The sequence below is a fragment of the Nocardiopsis sp. Huas11 genome (assembly GCF_003634495.1).
Lineage (GTDB): Bacteria > Actinomycetota > Actinomycetes > Streptosporangiales > Streptosporangiaceae > Nocardiopsis.
On record NZ_RBKY01000001.1, the window covers coordinates 6,501,939 to 6,520,319 of the forward strand.

Genomic DNA, 18,381 nt, shown 5'->3' on the forward strand with positions numbered 1-18,381 from the left:
CCTCGTCCTTCTCATGGGCGGGGGATTCCCCCATCACTCACCGGGTGGGGCCACCCGATGCGTTTGCACGTACAGTTCCACTCCCGCGCCCGGTCCAACCAGATCCAGGAGCCGGATCCGGCGGCCACCTGCGGCCAATCTGTGGTCGACGTCGGCGGTCCCGACCACCATGCGCACGGTCCCGAGCGGGCGGCCCTGGTGGTCGACCACGTAGCCGGATCCGTCACGGACGAACGTGGTGGTCACGCCGTCGATGGTCTCGGGTCCGGAGGGGAGGTTGGCTCCGTGCGCGTCGAAGCGCATCTCCTCCATCGCCAGTCCCGCGTCGGCCAAGACCGAGTACACCTCATGCACCGGTCTACGGTGCACCGAGTGCGTGTGGGTGAGCTCGATCCGGTCCCCGACGGCCATCGGCACCTGCACCAGGGGCGGCGCGGCCCCGGCCGCCGGATCGGACAGCGCCCGCACCGCGAACCACGCGGTGCCCGTGTCGGCCGCACCGGTCGCCGCCACCAGGACCACCAGGGCGGCGGCCGCCGCGCCCGCGAACCGGCCGATCGCCGACCTCACAAGCGCAGGGCCGCCCGGCGTCCACCGAGCGGCCCTGAGCGGATCGGACATCAGTCGAGGACGCCCTGCTCCTGGTAGTAGCGCTCGGCGCCCGGGTGCAGCTCCATCGTGCCCAGGCCGTCGAGAGCGGTCTCCAGCTGGACCTGGCCGCCGACGTCGTGGCCGATGTCACCGGCGTTCTCGTACATGACGCGGACCAGGTCGTAGGCCATGTCGTCGTCGAGCCCGGACGTGCCGTAGAGCGCCGCCCACTGGGTCAGCGTGTCGACGTCCTCGTCCTGGCCGTTGTACGTGCCGCCGGGGATGGTGAGCGAGCTGTAGCTCGGGTCGAGCTCGAAGAGGCTCTCGGCCTCCTCGCCGTCGATCGGCAGCAGCCGGACCTCGTTGCTCGCACCGATCTCGACGATGCCGGCGGCGGGCACCGACAGGATGCCGAACGCGGCGTCGACCTGGTCGTCGCCCAGGGCCGTGGCTGCGTCGCCGAAGGTGCTGTCGGAGGCGTTGATGTCCTCGTCCGGGTCCAGGCCGTAGGCCTCCAGGATCTGGCGCGCCGCGACCTCGGTACCGCTGCCGGGCGGGCCGATCTCGACGTTGGCGCCCTCCAGGTCGGCGATCGACTCGATGTCGGAGTCGGCCTTGACCACGACCTGCATGACCTCGGGGTAGATGTTGCCGAGGGCGAGGATGTCGTCCGGGCTGGCCAGCGGCTCCTCCTCGAAGGGGCCGGTGCTCTCCTGGGCCTGCATCGCCACGCCGTTGATCGCCATGACCAGCTCGCTCTGGTCGATCGCGCCGGCTTCCTCGTCCTCGGTCTCGCCCTCGAGCGCGCGCATGTTCTGCACCGAGGCGCCGGTGGCGAAGGTGTCGACCTGGAGGCCGTCGATGTTGCTGCTCCACAGCTGCGCGATCTCGCCACCGAGCGGGTAGTACGTACCGCCGGTGGATCCGGTCGCAAGCTGGAGGAAGGTCTCCCCGTCCCCTTCGGCCTCACCCGGCCCCTCCACGTCCTCCGGGGCGGCGCACGCCGACAGGGCGACCACGGCGGCCGCGGCGACAGCCGCGGAGGCCCGCATGGTCCTGCGTCCCTTGCTCATCGCTGGCATCCTCCTCTAGCAGTTCGGCGACCACGGTCTCAATGGCGGCTCTCGTCCACCGCCCCCGTCGACCATGCGTCACCGGTGATATCCGCGAAAGCATAGAACGGTGGGAACTCCCCCGCTGTGTCACTGCAATCACGAATGGAAAACGATACCCAGTGCATGATCGTGCCTTCGGGCCGTCATGTGCGGCAATGCCGTGGGACTCGGCGAGGCGGGTCTCCCACAGGCGACACTTCACGACTAAGGTCGACATGTCATCTGATCTAGACCCATTCCTGAGCGGGACATGTCTGAACTGTCGAACCCCCAGCCCATCACCGCCGGTGACGTCGCCCGAGGAGTGCGCCGGATGGCGTTCCCCTCCGTCGTGGGCGACGAGGTCTGGTGGGAGGAGGAACGCCCCGACGAGCGCCGGGTCACCCTCATGCGGCGCGACGCCGACGGCACCGTGCGCGAACTCCTCCCCGCCCCCTGGGGTGTCGGCAATCGCGTGCACGAGTACGGGGGCCGTTCGTTCCTTCCCGTGCCCCGGCGCGACGACAAGGCCATTCCGCGGATGGGCGTGGTCTTCGCCCACGCCGAGGACCAGCGCCTGTACCTGTGGGAGCGCGACGCCGGGGAACCGGTCCCCCTGACCCCGGAGCCGCACACCGAGGCCGGCCTGCGCTACGCGGACTTCTCGCTCAGCTCCGACGGGCGCTCGGTGCTGTGCGTGCGCGAGGAACACGGCCGCGCGCGGGCCTCGGGGACGGACGGCGGGCCGGGCGCGCAGGCGCCGGTCGGCGCGCCGGCCGGGGACGAGCAGACCGCGGGGGACCACGGCACGGCGGTCGAGGCCGCCGACACGGTCGCCGCGGCCGGCGCGGTGAGCCCGGTGGACACGGTGGGCCCTGCGGACACGGTGGGCCCTGCGGACACGGTGGGCCCGGTGGGCGGGACCGAGCCGGTCGCGGTCGAGCCGGCCGGGACCGACGGCGCGGCCACGGCTCCGGTCCCGGACGCCCCGCACCGGGGCCGCAGCGGCCGCGGGGGCGACATCCGCCGCTCCATCGTCGCCGTGCCCCTGTCCGGACGCGGGGCCCAGGATCCGTCCGTCATCCGCGAGCTGGCCTCGGGCGCGGACTTCTACGCCTCCCCCACCGAGTCCCCGGACGGCGGCCACCTGGCCTACGTCCGCTGGAACCACCCGCGCATGCCGTGGGACGGCACCGAACTCCGGGTGGCCCCGAGCCAGGGCACGGAGTACACGCTCAAGGGCGGCGTGGACGAGTCGGTCCTGTCCCCCCTGTGGGTGAACGACTCCACGCTCTACCTCGCCTCGGACTGGCCCGGGTGGTGGAACCTCTACCAGGCGGGCCTCAAGGGCCAGGCGATCGCGCTGTACCCGGCCGAGGAGGAGTTCCACGCCCCGCCGTGGCGCCTGGGGCACCGCTCGTTCCAGGTGCTCTCCTCGGGCCTGGTGGTCGCACTCCACGGGCTCGCCGACATGACCCCGAGCCTCTACGACCCCGAGACCCTCGACCTCACCCCGATCGCGACCGACCTCACCTCCTGGTCCCAGCTGGACTCCGACGGGGAGTCCGTCGTGGCCATCGCCGCCTCGCCCACCACGCCGCCGTGCCTGGTCCGCTTGGACCCGGCCACGGGGAGCATCGAGGTCCTGCGCACCAGCGACCTGCCCGGGGCAGGCGGTGACGCGGGCACGGCCGACGACGCCGCGCCCTTCAGGATCCCCGTCCCCCAGGCGCAGACTCTGCCCGGCCGGTACGGCGCCCCGGTCCACGTCAACGTGTACCCGCCCGAGGGCTCGGGTCCGGCGCCGTTCGTCATCCACGCGCACGGCGGACCGGTCTCGCACAGCACCAAGGAGTACGACCTGGTCAAGGCGTACTTCACGAGCCGCGGCATCGGTGTGGCCGACGTCAACTACGGCGGGTCCACCGGCTACGGCCGCTCCTACCGCAAGCGGATCCACAAGGAGTGGGGGGTGGTGGACGTGGAGGACGCGATCGGCGTCGCACGCTCCCTCGTGGACCAGGGCCTGGCCGACCCCGACCGCCTGGCCGTCCGCGGTCCCTCCGCAGGCGGCCTCACGGCCCTGATGGCCCTGACCGCGGACACGTTCGCGTGCGGGGTGTCCTACTACGGAGTCGCCGATCTGCTCGGCCTGGCCGAGAGCACCCACGACTTCGAGTCCCGCTTCCTGGACTCGCTCGTCGGCACCCTGCCCGGCTTCACCGAACGCTACCGGGAGCGCTCGCCCATCAACCGGATCGACGAGATCGACGTCCCTGTGCTCCTGCTCCAGGGCACGGCGGACCCGGTGGTCACCCCGGACCAGGCGCGCACGATGGCCGCGGCGCTGGGCGAGCGCGGTGTGCCGCACGCCCTGGTGGAGTTCGAGGGCGAGGGGCACGGCTTCCGCTCGGCCGAGGCCCGCATCCGGGCGCTGGAGACCGAACTGGCCTTCTACGCACGCGTCTTCGACACCGACTTCGGCCTCGGCGTGCGACCCCTCACGCTGTCCACCGCGCCACCGGAGCGTCCGCGCGCGGCCGAGCCGGAGCCGGGACCCGACGCGGCGCCGACGCAGGCCGGATCCCTCAGCGCGAACGGGTCGGCGGGCACCGAGGAGGCCCTGGAGCGCGAGCACCAGAGCGGCTGACCGTCCGCCGACGCCGAACGCCCCCGCCCCGCCCGCCCCAGACGAAAGGACCCGCGGACCGCACCCGCACCGTCCCGGGAAAGACAGCCAGCCGATGAACACGCCATCCCCCACCCCCCGCACCGAGCGCACGGACGGGCCCGCCATCCTTCTGGGTGCCCTCGCCCCGTTGAGCCGGCCCGGCTGGGTCGAGGCGGGCCGGCACCTGGTCGCGGGACTCGACCTGGCCGTGCACGAGGTCAACGGCGCCGGAGGGATCGGGGGCAGGCCCCTGGAGCTCGTGGTCCGGGACACCGCGGCCGATCCGGAGCGGGCCGCGGCGGCCGTGGACGCACTGGCCGGTCTGGGTGTGGCGGCCGTGGTGGGCGAGTACCACAGCGTGGTCGCCCGCGCCGCCGCCGCCAGGGCCGACGCCCTCGGTGTCCCGTTCCTCTGCTCGTCCGCGGTGCTCGACGCACTCACCGACGAACCGACGAGATGGGTGGCGCGCCTGCCTCCGGCGCAGTCCCACGGATGGCGGATCTACGCGGACTTCCTCCTCGGCGCGGGTCGGACCCGGATCGCCGTGGCGACCCAGCCGAGCGCCTACTGGGCGTCCGGGAGCCGTGTCCTGCGCGACCACCTGGCTCCCCGCGGCGGCAGCGTCGTCGAACTCGACGCCCACGCGCTCAGCCCCGAGGCCATGTGCGACGCGCTCGTCGACCACGGATCGACGGCGCTGCTGCTCCTGGTCGGCCACCCGGAACCGGCGATGCCGCTCGTCAGGGCCGTCCGGCGCGACCGGCGGCTGGCGGACCTGATGATCGGTGCTCCAGCCGGACAACCTGAGTTCGCCGCGTGGGGCGAGGCCCTGGGCGCGGACGGCGCCGGGATCCCGTTCCTGCGCTACCTGCCCGAGCGCCTCGGCCCGCTCGGCGAACGGGTCGGGAAGGAGCTCGGCGAACGACTGGGCGAAACGCCCTCCTTCGTCGCCTTCGAGGGGTGGGACACCATCACCGTCCTCGCCGAGGTGCTGCGTTCGCACGGCTGCGACCGGGGGGTCGTCGCCTCGGCCTGGCCGCGCGTGGTGGTCGAGGGCACCCGCGGACCGATCCGGTTCTCTCGCACTCCGGGCATCAACATGTGGCAGTGGGCCTGGGCGCCGATACAGGTCGTCGACCGTGATCCGGCGGAACCCGATCGCCTGCGCGTCCTCCACACCGGCTGAGCGCGCTTCACCACCACCGGAGCCGCCACGGCTTCCGGGCCAGTATCAGGGGCCGAGGCCACCGAGACCACGCACATCCCAGCATCACCGGAACAGCCGCGGGAGCCATGGCCGGCCAGGCCGCCCGAGTCTCCAGCCTCACCGGAGCCACCAGGGCCTCCAGGGACGACAGGACCTCCAGGACGGCATCAGGAGCCAAGGCCACCGAGACCCCCGGGTCTCCGAGGTCCCCAGCGCCGCCAGGACCCCCGGAACTCCGTCGACTCCCCCGGTGCCCTCTCCCACGTGCAGGTGACCCCGGTACTCGGCCCCGCGCCCCTCAGGTCACCGCTCCGAGGGAGTGCGCCTGCTTTCAGGTGGGCGCGGTCTGGCGAGCGGTCTCCGGGCCGATCACCGCATGTCGCTGTGCGACATGGCGGCGGGACCCGGACACCGCGAAGAACAGAACCTACAGGTCCGGGTCGTGCAGCTCCGCCTCGACGCCCTCGCGCTCGAGTTCCTCCCGGATCACCCGGTAGGCCAGGCCGGCGGAGTACCCCTTCCGGGCGAGCACGCCCAGGGCGCGCCGGATCCGGACCTCCTTGTCCTTGCCCCTGGTCGTGGCGAGGCGGCGCCGGGCCAGCTCGCGCGCGGCCACGGTCTCGTCCTCGTCCGTCAGCTGGGAGACGGCCTCGCGCACGGTGTCCTCCTCGACCCCCCGGGTGCGCAGCTCACGGGCCAGCGCGGTGCGGGACAACCGCCGGCCGTGGTGCCGGGAGGTCACCCATGCCTGAGCGAAGGCCTCGTCATCGATCAGGCCCACCTCGTCGAACGAGCCCAGCACCGACCGCACGACCTCGTCCGAGAACTCGCGGCGGTGCAGGGCCTGTTCCAACTGGGCTCGGGTGCGCGGGGAATGCGTGAGCATCCGCAGGCACAGGGCTTTCGCCTTGGCCTCGGGATCCTCCGCGTGCTCCCCCGCCTCACGCATCCGGCGTGGGTGCCTTGGTCGTCTTGGCCGCCGTCGTGCGCTTGGCGGTCGTCTTCGCGGCCTCCTTGGCCGCCGTGTCGACCGCGGGCTTGGCCGACGTGTCGGGGCCGGAGGCGCTGTCGTCGCTGGCCCCGATGCCCAGCTTCTCCTTGATCTTCTTCTCGATCTCATTGGCCACGTCGACGTTCTCGCGCATGAAGTTGCGCGAGTTCTCCTTGCCCTGTCCCAGCTGCGAGCCCTCGTAGGTGTACCAGGCGCCGGACTTGCGAACGATGCCGTGCTCCACGCCCAGGTCGATCAGGCTGCCCTCGCGGGAGACGCCCACGCCGTACAGGATGTCGAACTCGGCCTGCTTGAAGGGCGGGGCCACCTTGTTCTTGACGACCTTGACGCGGGTACGGTTGCCGACCGCGTCGGTACCGTCCTTGAGCGTCTCGATCCGGCGCACGTCCAGGCGCACCGAGGCGTAGAACTTCAGCGCCTTGCCGCCGGTCGTCGTCTCGGGCGAGCCGAACATGACGCCGATCTTCTCGCGCAGCTGGTTGATGAAGATCGCCGTGGTGCCGGTCTGGTGCAGGACGCCGGCGATCTTGCGCAGCGCCTGGGACATCAGGCGGGCCTGCAGGCCGACGTGGCTGTCGCCCATCTCGCCCTCGATCTCCGCACGCGGCACCAGGGCCGCCACGGAGTCGATGACGATGATGGAGACCGCGCCGGAGCGGACGAGCATGTCGACGATCTCCAGCGCCTGCTCACCGGTGTCCGGCTGTGAGAGCAGGAGGTTGTCGGTGTCGACGCCGATCTTCTTGGCGTACTCGGGGTCGAGCGCGTGCTCGGCGTCCACGAACGCGGCGATGCCGCCCAGCTTCTGGGCGCTGGCCACGGCGTGCAGCGCGACGGTCGTCTTACCGGAGGACTCCGGTCCGTAGATCTCGATGATGCGGCCGCGCGGGATACCGCCGATACCGAGCGCGACGTCCAGCGCGATCGCGCCGGTGGGGATCGACTCGATGGGCGGGCGCTCGTCGTCGCCCAGCCGCATGATGGAACCCTTGCCGAACTGCCGCTCGATCTGCGCGAGAGCTGTTTCGAGAGCCTTGTCTCGGTCACCAGATGCCACGGGGTACCCCTGTTGTTGGGTGGATGCCTTCTTCTTCATGATGCGCACGACGCTACGCCGTCGCTACGACAAAAGCGACGCCACACGAACGCCTGTGGACAACCCACACTACCCGAACTTGTGTTCGATAGCCCGTACCCTCATCGGACGGCCGTGGGAAGGTCGAACGCCTCGCACACCGCCCGCCACACCTGCTTGGGCGCCACGCCGTCGGCGAGGGCCTGGTTCACCGTGCGCGAGCCGAGCCCCGCGATGACGTAGTCCTTGGCCAGGCTCTGGGCGTAGGCCTCGCCGAAGTGTTCGTGCATGCTGTGCCAGAAATTCGAGAGTCTCATCGGCCCCAGTATCGGTGATGCGGCCGACGCGCACGGCACCCCTGACCGAATTCGTCGGTCCCGGCGGGCACACTGGCGACATGATCGGCGCACCCTTCGGCACCGCGACCCGGACCTGGTTCGACCAGGCCTTTCCCGCCGGCCCCACACCCGCCCAGGCCCAGGCCTGGGACGCCATCTCCCAGGGCCGCAACACCCTGGTGGTGGCGCCGACCGGCTCCGGCAAGACGCTCTCCGCCTTCCTCTGGTCACTGGACCGCCTCACCCGGACCCCCGGGGACGGCCGCTGCCGTGTCGTGTACGTCTCCCCCCTCAAGGCCCTGGCCGTGGACATCGAACGCAATCTGCGCGCTCCGCTGGCCGGGATCTCCGCGGCCGCGCGAGCGCAGGGCCTGCCGCTGTCCCCCGTCACCGTCGGCGTGCGCACCGGGGACACCCCGGCCGCCGAGCGGCGGCGCCTGGCGACCCGCCCGCCGGACATCCTCATCACCACCCCGGAGTCCCTGTTCCTGGTCCTGACCTCCCGGGCCCGCGAGAGCCTGGCCGGCGTGGAGACGGTCATCGTGGACGAGGTGCACGCCCTGGCGGGCACCAAACGCGGCGCCCACCTCGCGCTGAGCCTGGAGCGGCTGGAGGACCTCCTGGACCGGCCCGCCCAGCGCATCGGCCTGTCCGCCACGGTCCGCCCGCCGGAACTGGTCGCGGAGTTCCTCGGCGGCGCCTCGGTGGTCGCCCCGCACGACACCCCGCACATGGACCTGAGCGTGGTCGTGCCCGTCCCCGACATGGAGGAGCCCGGTCCCGCCGGGCCCGGCGCGGGCTCCGACGGCCCCGGCACCGGCCCCGGCCCGCTCTCCCGCGGGTCGATCTGGCCGCACGTCGAACGGCGGGTCCTGGACCTGGTGGAGGCCCACCGCTCCACGATCGTCTTCACCAACGGCCGCCGCACGGCGGAGAAGCTCTGCGCCAGGCTCAACGACCTGCACGCCGAACTCCACGGCGGCGGCCTGCCCCCGGAGGAGCACGCCGCCGACGTCATCGGGCAGTCCGGGCAGAGCAGGGGCGGTGAGCCCGTCATCGCCCGGGCGCACCACGGTTCGGTCTCCAAGGCCGAACGGGCGCTCATCGAGGAGGACCTCAAGGCGGGCCGGCTGCGCTGCGTCGTGGCCACCTCCAGCCTGGAGCTCGGGGTGGACATGGGCGCCGTCGACATGGTCGTGCAGGTGGCCGCCCCGCCCTCCGTCGCCAGCGGGCTCCAGCGCGTGGGCCGGGCCGGGCACCAGGTCGGGGAGACCTCCCGCGGGGTGTTCTTCCCGCAGTTCCGGGGCGACCTGCTGGCCGCCACCGTGGTCGTGGAGCGGATGCGCGCGGGGGGCATCGAGCGCCTGGAGATGCCGCGCGACCCGCTCGACGTCCTGTCCCAGCAGATCGTGGCGATGGTCGCCATGGACGACTGGCCGGTGGCCGACCTCGCCGCGCTCGTCCGCCGGGCCGCGCCCTTCGCCCGGCTGGCCGACTCCGTCCTGGAGTCCGTCCTGGACATGCTCTCGGGCCGCTATCCCTCCGACGAGTTCGCCGAGCTGCGCCCGCGCGTGGTGTGGGACCGCGAGGCCGACGTCCTGCGCGCCCGGCCCGGCGCGCAGCGGCTCGCCGTGATCAGCGGCGGGACCATCCCCGACCGCGGCCTGTACGCGGTGCACCTGTCCGATACCGCCGCCTCCGGGCGGGCGCCCACCCGGGTCGGCGAGCTGGACGAGGAGATGGTCTACGAGTCGCGGGTGGGCGACGTCTTCGTCCTCGGCTCGACCTCCTGGCGGATCGACGCGATCACCGCCGACCGCGTCCTGGTCTCCCCGGCACCGGGCCGCCCCGGGCGCATGCCGTTCTGGAAGGCGGACTCGATGGGCCGGCCGGCCGAACTGGGCCGGGCCGTGGGCGCGCTGACCCGGGAGCTGGCCGCCGCCGACCACGACACCGCCGTCGAGCGCGCGCTCGCCGCCGGCCTGGATCCCTGGGCGGCCGACAACCTCGTGGCCTACGTGACGGAACAGCGCGAGGCCACGGGGCAGGCGCCCGACGACCGCACCGTGGTGCTGGAGCACTTCCGCGACCAGGTCGGCGACTGGCGCGTGGTGCTGCACTCCCCACTGGGCGCGCGGGTGCACGCCCCCTGGGCCCTGGCCCTCGGCGGCCGGCTCCGCGAGCGCTTCGGCGTCGACGCCCAGGTGGTGCACGGCGACGACGGCATCGTGGTCCGGCTGCCCGACATCGAGCACGACGCGGCGGTCCTGGCCCGCGAACTCACCGACCTGGTGACCCTCGACCCCGAGTCCGTGGAGGAGTTGGTCACCCAGGAGCTGACCGGCTCGGCCCTGTTCGCGGCCCGGTTCCGCGAGTGCGCGGCCCGCGCCCTGCTCCTTCCGCGCCAGCGCCCGGACAAGCGGATGCCGCTGTGGCAGCAGCGGCTGCGCTCGGCGCACCTGTTGTCGGTCGCGGGCCGGTACGGGTCCTTCCCCATCGTCCTGGAGACCGTGCGCGAGTGCCTGCGCGACGTGTTCGACGTCCCGGCCCTGGTGGAGGTCCTCACCGACATCCGGGCCCGCCGGGTGCGCGTGGTCGAGGTGCGCACCGAGCGGGCCTCGCCGTTCGCCCAGTCGCTGCTGATGGAGTACACGGCGGCCTTCCTCTACGAGGGGGACGCCCCGGCCGCCGAGTCGCGCGCGCAGGCGCTCACGCTCGACTCCTCCCTGCTGGCCGACCTGTTGGGCACGGTGGACCTGCGGGACCTGCTCGACCCGGAGGTCGTGGAGCACACCGACGCCCTCCTCCAGCGGACCGCGGCCCCGGTCCGGGACGCGGAGGCCACGGCCGACCTCCTGCGCGAGATCGGACCGCTGACCACGCGGGAGGCGGCCGAGCGGGGTGTGCGCGAGGCGTGGCTGGAGGACCTGGCGAAGGCGGGCCGTGTGGTGCGCGGACCGGTGGCGGGCGCCGAGCGCTGGTACGCGGTGGAGGACGCCGCCCGGCTGCGCGACGCGCTCGGCGCGGTCCCTCCCCCGGGCATTCCCGAGGCCCTGCTGGAACCGGTGGAGGCCCCGCGGCGCGACCTGGTCTCGCGGTACGCGCGTACGCACGGCCCCTTCCACGCGTCGGAGGCGGCCGAGCGGTTGGGCCTGTCCGAGGACGTGGTCCTGGGTGTGCTGCGGGAGTTGGAGGGCTCGGGCCGGGTGGTCAGCGGCGAGTTCCGCCCCAAGGGGTACTCCGCGCCGCAGGCGTCCGTTGAGGGTGCCCGCCCCACCGCGGAGCGGCCGGAGTGGTGCGACGCCGAGGTGCTGCGGCGGCTGCGGCGGGGCTCGATCGCCCGGCTGCGCCGCGAGGTCGAGCCGGTGCCGCCCACGGCGCTGGCCCGTTTCCTCCCCCGCTGGCAGCACGCGGTCCCCGGCGAGCGGCTGCGCGGACCGGACGCGGTGTTCGCGGCGGTGGAGTCGATGCGGGGCGCGCCGATCGCCGCGTCGGACCTGGAGTCGAGCGTGCTGCCCGCCCGCGTCGAGGGATACGCGCCGGTGGAGCTGGACGCGTTGACCCAGGCAGGCGAGGTGGTGTGGGCGGGGCTGGGCGGTGGACGCCGCGGCCGCAGGCCCTCCGGCGAGGGCGGTGGTGGGCGACGGGCAGGGACCGCGCCGCAGGCGTCCGTTGAGGGTGCCCGACCCGCCGCGGAGCGGCCGCCGGGCGGTGGTGGGCGACGGGCAGGCCTGTCCGGGGACGACGGCTGGTTGACGCTGGTGCCCTCCGACGAGGCGGCCGCACTGCTCCCGGATCCCGCCCCGCTGCCCTCGGACTCCGAGCCCGTCGCCTCCGCCGTCCTGGAGGTGCTGTCGGCGGGCGGCGGGATGTTCTTCCGGGACCTGTCCGACCGCTCCGCGCGGGCGCTGGGGTCGGTGGTCTCCGACGCCGCGCTGGTGGAGGCGCTGTGGGACCTGGTGTGGGCCGGCCACGTGACCAATGACTCCCTGGCCCCGCTCCGGGCCCTGCTGGGGTCGGGGCCGGCGCGCCGGCGCTCACCCGCCCGTGCCGGGCGCCGGGGGCGGCCGGTGATGCCCTCGCGGTCGGGGCCGCCGACCGCCGCCGGCCGGTGGTCGGCGCTGCCCGAGCGCGAGACCGATCCGACCCTGCGGGCGCTCGCGCGCGCCCAGGCCAAGCTGGACGAGCAGGGCCTGGTGACCTACGGGGCGCAGGGTCGGCGGATCTCCCGGGAGGAGTACCAGGTCCTGCGGTCGATGGAGGAGTCGGGCCAGGTGCGCCGGGGCTACTTCGTGGAAGGGCTGGGCGGGGCCCAGTTCGCGCTGCCCGGCGCGGTGGACCGGCTGCGCGCGGTGTCCGAGGGCGCTGCCGGCAGGACCGGCGGCCCGGGAGCCGGAGGCGGGAACGGGTGCCTGGTGCTCGCCGCCACCGACCCGGCCAACCCCTACGGACAGACCCTTCCGTGGCCCTCGACCGGCGGCGAGGGCACCGGGCGGCCGGCCCGGGTCGGGCACGCGCTGGTGGTCCTCGACGACGGTGAGCCCACGCTGTACCTGCACCTGGGCGGGCGTTCGGCCCTCACGTTCGGGGCTCCTCCGGCGTCGCTGGAACGCGCGGCCGCCGCCCTGGCCGCGACCGTGCGCGAGCGCGGGCTCGGCCCGGTGGTCGTCGAGCGCGGCGACGGCGCCGACGTCTTCGGGACCCCGTTGGACACGGCGCTGGTGTCCCACGGCTTCCACGTCACACCCAAGGGGCTGCGCCTGCGCGACTGAGCGGCGGGAACGCGGTGGCGGATCCGGGCGCCCCGGGCCACAATGGCTCCGGACACGAGGCCGTGGAACGGGAGCGGGGCATGGACGTGCGCATCCGGCCGATGCGGGACGAGGACGCACCGGACCTGGTCCGGGTGTCGCTGGCGGCGGACACGATGTTCGCCGACGCCGGGGTCGAGCTGCCCCCGGACGACCCCCGCACCCTGTTGGCGCACGCCGAGCGCGTCCTGGTGGCCGCCGGGACCGACGGCCGGCCGTGCGGCCTGGCGGCGACCGTCACGGTGGACGGGCTCCCCCACCTGGAACAGATCGCGGTCGATCCCGACCACGGACGCAGGGGTGTGGGCTCGGCCCTGCTGGCGGCCGTCTGCGCGGAGGCGGCCGCGCGGGGCCACGAGAGGCTCACGCTCACCACGTTCCGGGATCTGCCGTGGAACGGGCCCTGGTACCTGGCCCGCGGCTTCGCTCCCCTGCCCCGTGCGCTGTGGGGACCGGAGCTGGCCCGGCTGTGGGAGTCGGAGGCCCCGATCCGGGTCCGCCCCCGGCTCGTCATGGCGCGTCGGACCCGTTGACCGGGGCCGGGCCCACGCGGCGCACCCGCGGTCACTCGGCGGGCAGGGCTTCCCGCACCGCCTTCGCGGCGAGCGCCGGGTCGTAGCCCTCCGGGACGCCCTCGACCAGGACGATGTCGCCGTCGATGTGTCGCGAGCGCAGCGTCGCGATCTCCTGGTACGCGGGCGAGTCCCACCAGGCCCGCGCCTCGCTGATGCCCGGGAAGCCGATCATCACGATGTTCCCGGGCCAGGCGCCCTCCTTCACCTCGTGCGGCGTGGCGTGCACGAGGAAGCGGCCCCCGTAGGGCTCGAAGGTCGCCGTGACGCGCTCGATGTACTCGGCGATCTCCGGGTGCGGGTCGGCGGCTCGCAGGTGCGCGATGGCGTAGGCGGGCATGGTGTCCTCTCGGCCGGTCGGTCTCCGTGTCACCGGCGATCGTGGCAGGCGCGCGCACGGGGGTCGATGACCTCGGAGGTCATCGACCCGGCCGGGTGACCGCGACCGTCCCCTGGACCGTCCGCCGCCGCGTCCCACCGCCGCGGCGGGTTTGCGACCATGGTGTCCATGGCCCCCTCAGACCCCGCGGACCCCACGGAAGACCTCACCGCCGCGCGAAGAGCGACCGTCGGCCGGTACGAGCTCCGCGCGGAGCTCGGCAGCGGCGGGATGGGCACGGTGTGGCGCGCCTTCGACCCGCGACTGGACAGGGACGTGGCGATCAAGGAGGTCCACCTGCCGCCCGACCTGCCGCCCCGGGAGCGGGAGCGGGCCCGGGCCCGGATGGTGCGCGAGGCCCGGGCGGCGGCCCGCGTCCCCCATCCGTCGGTCGTGACCGTGCACGACGTGCTGGAGGTCGACGGGACCCCGTTCATCGTGATGGAACTGCTGGACGGCGAGTCACTGCGAGACCTCCTGCACCGGTCGGGCCCCCTGCCCGAGCGGGAGGTGGAGCGGATCGCCCGGCCCCTGCTCGACGCGCTGCGTGCCGCCCACCGGTCGGGGGTGATCCACCGGGACGTCAAGCCCGCCAACATCATGCTGGCCGACGGCGGTGCGCGGCCGGTGCTGACCGACTTCGGTATCGCGAACCTGGCCGACGGCGGCGCGACCGCTCTGACCGGCACGGGGACGATCCTCGGCACCGCCGCCTACGCCGCCCCCGAGCGCCTGGACCGGGACGAGACCACGGCGGCCTCGGACCTGTGGAGCCTGGGCGCCACCCTGTTCGCCGCGCTGGCCGGCGCCTCCCCCTTCAAACGGGACTCGCTCACCTCCACGCTCACGGCCGTGCTCACACTGCCCGTGCCGCGACCGCCGGCCGGGGCCCGCCTGACCGCCCTGGTCGGCGGGTTGCTGGAGCGGGATCCCCGGAGGCGCCTGACCTCGGAACGGGCTCTGGCCCTGCTCGACGGGCCCGGGCCCACCCCGCCGCCCTCCGTCTCGTTACCCGCCCACTCCGCCCCGGCACCCGCGGTCCACGCGTCCAGGCCCTCGGTGCCCGCCTCTCCCGCCCACCCCGTTCAGGCCCCCGCGCACTCCCCCGTGCCCCGGCGCTCCGGTCGGCCCCTGCTGTGGACGGGCGCGGCCGCGCTGGTGGTCGCGCTCCTGATCATGGCCGTCGCCATGGTTGCGCGCCTGATCCCCCTGGGGCCGGAGGAGGGCGGGGCGGAGCCGACCGCCCCCGCCACGGAGGCACCGGCGGAGGAGGCCGCGGCGGCGGAGGAGGCCGCGGAGCCCCCTGAGGGGTTCGAGTTCCTCGACGACGGTGTCGTGCGGCTCCTCCTCCCCGAGGACTGGGAGGCCGAGGACGTCACGGACGAGCACGAGAGCGAGGTGTCCACCCCTCTGGCCGCCTACGACTTCGCGACGGGGGTGGAGACCGGCACGGCCTCCGTCACCGCCACCGACAGCGAGGTCCTCGCCCTGGGAGCCTACGACTCCCTCCTGCGGATGGAGGAGATCCTCCATGAGAACGCGGACTTCACCGACGTGGAGAGCCTGCGCCTGAGCACCGGGCCCCCGATGACCGGATACGGGACCGCCGTGTACGAGGTCACCTTCCGCCATGAGGAGAGGCAGGTGCCGGAGCGGTGGATGCTGGTCCGGGAGCTCAGCGACCCCGAGGAGGGCCGCTCGTACCGGCTGACCCTCAACTTCCCTGCGGAGCTGAGGGAGGAGCACGCGGACGACTTCGAGCGGATGATCACGTCCTTCGAACCCGTCGGCTGACGCCGCGCCCCGGCCCGGGGCTCCTCACACGGTGGAGGAGAACACCTCCTCGCGCGCGCGTTCGAGCGCGTGCAGCAGCGCCCCCCGGACCACGGGACTGCCCTCGACCGTACCGAGCGCGACCTCCGTGGCGTTGGGCCCGATCCGCGCTGTCGCGGCCTCCACCCGTTCGGCGAGCTTGGCGCCGCCCGCCCTGGCCACTTCGCCGCCGAGCACGACCAGGCCCGGGTCGATGACGACGCTGACGGCGGCCACCCCGCGGGCGAGCCGTTCGGCGAAGGCGTCGAGGAAGGCGTCGGCGTCGGGGGTCCCGGCCGCCGAGGCGGCGCTGACGACGTCCACCACGTCCTCACCGACGATGCCGTGCTCGGCCGCCAGCCGGACCACCTGGTTGGACTTGACCAGGGCCTGGAACCCGTGCGGCAGCTCGCCGGAATCGTCCCTCAGCGACTCGTAGCCGCCGGACAACCCGATGTCGGTGGGCAGCGGCGCCCCCGGCACCGGCAGGTAGCCGATCTCGCCCGCGCCGCCCGAGCGCCCGCGGTGGATGCGGCCGTCGATCATCGTGGACATGCCGACGCCGCCCGCCGCGCTGAGCCAGATCAGCACGAACTCGGCCACGCCGGAGGCGGCCCCTTCCGCGTGTTCGGCCATGGCGGCCAGGTTCACGTCGTTCTCTATCATCACGGACCGCTTCAGGTCGGCCCGCAGGGCCTCCAGCACCCCCTCGTGCCACGACATCAGATCGAAGGAGAAACGGATGTCGCCCGTGCGCGGATCGACCACGCCGGGTGTACCGATCACGCAGGCGCGGATCCTGTCGAGGGGGACACCGGTCTTCTCCACCAGGCGCATCACGGCGGTGTGCACCAGCGCGACGGGATCGTCCGAGGCGCTGGGGTCGACGCTGACCTCGCTGATGACACGGCCCGTGATGTCGGCGATGGTGGCCGTGACCCGTCCGGCGCTGACGTCGAGGGCCGCGACGTAAGCGCTTTCTGGTACGACCGCGTAGAGCGCCGCGTTGGGTCCGCGGCCGCCGGCCTTGCTGCCGACCACGCGGACCAGGTCGCGCTCCTCCAGTCGGGCCAGGAGCTGGGAGGCGGTCACCTTGGACAGTCCTGTTCGCGTGCCCAGCTGCGTCCTGGTCAACGGACCGGCGGAGAGCAGCAGCTCCAGTGCCGCACGGTCGTTGAGCTGGCGTAGCAGCCGGGGAGTCCCCGGACGTTGAGACATAACCGTGACACCTCACCCTGTTTTTATTAGGAAAGTTTCCTGTTAATTTAGCTCACAACCTCACAGGAGGTCACGTCCTGGAAGGTCCGAGTCCAACGGGCACGGACCCCCGGTACCCGCGCCGGCGGGGCGGCCACAGTGCGATCCCAGCACAGTTCCCACACAGTCGTCGAAGCGGTCGGATCACTCATGATCCCAGGCCGCGTCGAGCACAGGCGTCGAGCCCCAGCGCGCCGTGCGAAGGGAGACAGGTACACCATGAAGTTCCCCAAGATCGCCGCGGCCTCGGCCGTGGTCATGCTCGCCGCCGCCTGTGGCGGCGGTTCCGACGACGGCGGGGGCGGCTCCACCGCCGATGCCCCCGAGACGCTCACCGTGTGGCGGATGGGAGACGCCACCGAGGACCAGAACGCCTTCATGGACTCGGTCACCGAGCAGTACCAGGAGCTCTACCCCGACACCGAGGTCGACGTGCAGTGGGTCCCCTGGGGCGAGTTCTCCCAGCGGTTCCAGACGGCGATGGTCAGCGGCGGCCCCGACGTCGTCGAGATCGGCAACGACCAGGTTCCCACCTGGGCCGACGCCGGCGCGCTCTACGACGTCGCCGAACTGGCCGAGGACTGGGAGGACCGCGAGGACATCCTCGAGGGCGCCTACGCCAACGGCACCTTCGACGACGCCCAGTACAGCGTTCCCTGGTACAGCGGCGTCCGCGCCCTCTGGTACAACGCCGACTGGCTGAACGAGCTCGGCCACGAGCCGCCGCAGGACTGGGACCAGCTCCTGGAGGTCTCCGCCGACATCGAGGACGAGTACGGCGTCCCCGGTTTCGCCGCACCCACCGACTTCCTCAACGGCATCGCCAGCTTCGTCTGGTCCAACGGCGGCGAGTTCGCCACCCTCGAGGGCGAGGAGTGGACCGGACAGCTGGACTCCCCCGAGACCACCGAGGCCCTGGAGTTCTACGCGGGCCTGACCGTCGACGAGGTCTCCCCGAGCGCCTGCATCGGCCTGAACGAGGTCGACTGCGCGCACGCCGACTTCGTCAACCGCGACCTCGGCATGTTCATCGACGGTCCCTGGGCCAGGGCCCAGCTGGAGGACCTGAACGACGAGCACGCCGACCAGTGGGCCACCGCGCCGATCCCCGGCGCGGACGGCATGGCGCCCGCCTTCGGCGGCGGCTCCGACCTCGCCGTGTGGGGCACCTCGGAGCACCCCGAGGCCGCGTTCGACTACATCACCACGCTGAACAGCAAGGACAACGCGCTGACCTACAACGAGGTCTCCTCGATGTTCCCGACCTACGGCGACGTGCTGGAGAGCGACACCTTCCAGGACGACCCGGTCCTGGCCGGCGCCGCCACCCAGGCCGGCGGTGACCTGCGCCTGTTCCCGGACACCCCCAACTGGGGTCACGTCCAGTGGGAGCTGACCACGGTCCAGACCGCCGTGCAGCGCATGGCCGAGGGCGAGTCCGCCGACGACGTGCTCCCCGAACTGAACGAAGAGCTCACCGAGGCGCTCAACCGCCCCACCGAGTAAACGGAGCAGCCACGGACGTACGCGACCGCGTACGGCCAGGGGCGGCCGTCGGACCG

12 protein-coding genes and 1 pseudogene are annotated in these 18,381 nt (G+C 73.2%); 6 read left to right on the forward strand and 7 right to left on the reverse strand.

Annotation, left to right across the window (positions count from 1 at the left end; genetic code table 11):
* Nucleotides 1–33: 33 nt before the first annotated feature.
* Both DFP74_RS29320 and DFP74_RS29325 read right to left on the reverse strand, forming a co-directional pair.
* A complete protein-coding gene (locus DFP74_RS29320) occupies nt 34–570 on the reverse strand; it encodes a DUF1850 domain-containing protein (RefSeq protein WP_233571210.1) in 537 nt (178 codons plus the stop codon).
* A 50-nt stretch (nt 571–620) separates the two neighbouring features.
* Nucleotides 621–1,664, reverse strand: a complete 1,044-nt coding sequence (locus tag DFP74_RS29325) for a TAXI family TRAP transporter solute-binding subunit (RefSeq protein ID WP_121186705.1) — start codon at nt 1,662–1,664, stop codon at nt 621–623.
* Nucleotides 1,665–2,226: 562 nt separating this feature from the next.
* Here DFP74_RS29325 and DFP74_RS29330 point away from each other — a divergent pair.
* Complete coding sequence (locus DFP74_RS29330) at nt 2,227–4,335, forward strand: prolyl oligopeptidase family serine peptidase (protein WP_370013529.1); 2,109 nt, start codon at nt 2,227–2,229, stop codon at nt 4,333–4,335.
* A gap of 94 nt (nt 4,336–4,429) precedes the next feature.
* Nucleotides 4,430–5,542 carry an ABC transporter substrate-binding protein gene (locus tag DFP74_RS29335; RefSeq protein ID WP_121186707.1) on the forward strand — a complete coding sequence of 371 codons (1,113 nt, stop codon included), beginning with the start codon at nt 4,430–4,432 and terminating at the stop codon, nt 5,540–5,542.
* 448 nt (nt 5,543–5,990) lie between these two features.
* On the opposite strand, the pseudogene recX reads toward DFP74_RS29335, so the two are convergent.
* The 3 genes and pseudogenes from recX to DFP74_RS29350 form a co-directional block, all read right to left on the reverse strand.
* A pseudogene (gene recX / locus DFP74_RS29340) lies at nt 5,991–6,539 on the reverse strand (recombination regulator RecX); the annotation flags it as partial.
* A complete protein-coding gene (gene recA, locus DFP74_RS29345; RefSeq protein ID WP_121186709.1) occupies nt 6,505–7,632 on the reverse strand; it encodes a recombinase RecA in 1,128 nt (375 codons plus the stop codon). The pseudogene recX and the gene recA, both read right to left, overlap by 35 nt.
* A gap of 140 nt (nt 7,633–7,772) precedes the next feature.
* The gene (locus tag DFP74_RS29350) at nt 7,773–7,967 is read right to left on the reverse strand and encodes a DUF3046 domain-containing protein (protein WP_121186711.1); all 195 of its coding nucleotides are present in this window, start codon (nt 7,965–7,967) and stop codon (nt 7,773–7,775) included.
* A gap of 80 nt (nt 7,968–8,047) precedes the next feature.
* On the opposite strand from DFP74_RS29350, the gene DFP74_RS29355 reads away from it, so the two are divergent.
* Nucleotides 8,048–12,760, forward strand: coding sequence for a DEAD/DEAH box helicase (locus DFP74_RS29355; RefSeq protein ID WP_121186713.1), 4,713 nt, complete (start codon nt 8,048–8,050; stop codon nt 12,758–12,760).
* Nucleotides 12,761–12,840: 80 nt separating this feature from the next.
* Nucleotides 12,841–13,332 carry a GNAT family N-acetyltransferase gene (locus DFP74_RS29360; protein ID WP_233571212.1) on the forward strand — a complete coding sequence of 164 codons (492 nt, stop codon included), beginning with the start codon at nt 12,841–12,843 and terminating at the stop codon, nt 13,330–13,332.
* A gap of 31 nt (nt 13,333–13,363) precedes the next feature.
* Here the strand turns inward: DFP74_RS29360 and DFP74_RS29365 are convergent, their stop codons facing one another.
* Entirely contained in the window at nt 13,364–13,711 is a 348-nt protein-coding gene (locus tag DFP74_RS29365) for a DUF1330 domain-containing protein (RefSeq protein WP_121186715.1), read from the reverse strand.
* Nucleotides 13,712–13,879: 168 nt separating this feature from the next.
* Here DFP74_RS29365 and DFP74_RS34060 point away from each other — a divergent pair, with 168 nt between their 5' ends.
* Nucleotides 13,880–15,544 carry a serine/threonine-protein kinase gene (locus DFP74_RS34060; protein WP_199725814.1) on the forward strand — a complete coding sequence of 555 codons (1,665 nt, stop codon included), beginning with the start codon at nt 13,880–13,882 and terminating at the stop codon, nt 15,542–15,544.
* A 24-nt stretch (nt 15,545–15,568) separates the two neighbouring features.
* Here DFP74_RS34060 and DFP74_RS29375 read toward each other — a convergent pair whose 3' ends face one another.
* Nucleotides 15,569–16,780 carry an ROK family transcriptional regulator gene (locus DFP74_RS29375; RefSeq protein WP_121186717.1) on the reverse strand — a complete coding sequence of 404 codons (1,212 nt, stop codon included), beginning with the start codon at nt 16,778–16,780 and terminating at the stop codon, nt 15,569–15,571.
* Between the two features lie 258 nt (nt 16,781–17,038).
* On the opposite strand from DFP74_RS29375, the gene DFP74_RS29380 reads away from it, so the two are divergent.
* Nucleotides 17,039–18,325 carry an extracellular solute-binding protein gene (locus DFP74_RS29380; RefSeq protein ID WP_121186719.1) on the forward strand — a complete coding sequence of 429 codons (1,287 nt, stop codon included), beginning with the start codon at nt 17,039–17,041 and terminating at the stop codon, nt 18,323–18,325.
* Nucleotides 18,326–18,381 lie beyond the last annotated feature (56 nt).

What these genes read in the sequence shown, in the direction of transcription:
- DFP74_RS29325 (WP_121186705.1), bottom strand. Translation starts at nt 1,664, where the DNA reads ATGAGCAAGGGACGCAGGACCATGCGGGCCTCCGCGGCTGTCGCCGCG.
- DFP74_RS29330 (WP_370013529.1), top strand. Translation starts at nt 2,227, where the DNA reads ATGGGCGTGGTCTTCGCCCACGCCGAGGACCAGCGCCTGTACCTGTGG.
- DFP74_RS29335 (WP_121186707.1), top strand. Translation starts at nt 4,430, where the DNA reads ATGAACACGCCATCCCCCACCCCCCGCACCGAGCGCACGGACGGGCCC.
- DFP74_RS29350 (WP_121186711.1), bottom strand. Translation starts at nt 7,967, where the DNA reads ATGAGACTCTCGAATTTCTGGCACAGCATGCACGAACACTTCGGCGAG.
- DFP74_RS29355 (WP_121186713.1), top strand. Translation starts at nt 8,048, where the DNA reads ATGATCGGCGCACCCTTCGGCACCGCGACCCGGACCTGGTTCGACCAG.
- DFP74_RS29360 (WP_233571212.1), top strand. Translation starts at nt 12,841, where the DNA reads ATGGACGTGCGCATCCGGCCGATGCGGGACGAGGACGCACCGGACCTG.
- DFP74_RS29365 (WP_121186715.1), bottom strand. Translation starts at nt 13,711, where the DNA reads ATGCCCGCCTACGCCATCGCGCACCTGCGAGCCGCCGACCCGCACCCG.
- DFP74_RS34060 (WP_199725814.1), top strand. Translation starts at nt 13,880, where the DNA reads ATGGCCCCCTCAGACCCCGCGGACCCCACGGAAGACCTCACCGCCGCG.
- DFP74_RS29375 (WP_121186717.1), bottom strand. Translation starts at nt 16,780, where the DNA reads ATGTCTCAACGTCCGGGGACTCCCCGGCTGCTACGCCAGCTCAACGAC.
- DFP74_RS29380 (WP_121186719.1), top strand. Translation starts at nt 17,039, where the DNA reads ATGAAGTTCCCCAAGATCGCCGCGGCCTCGGCCGTGGTCATGCTCGCC.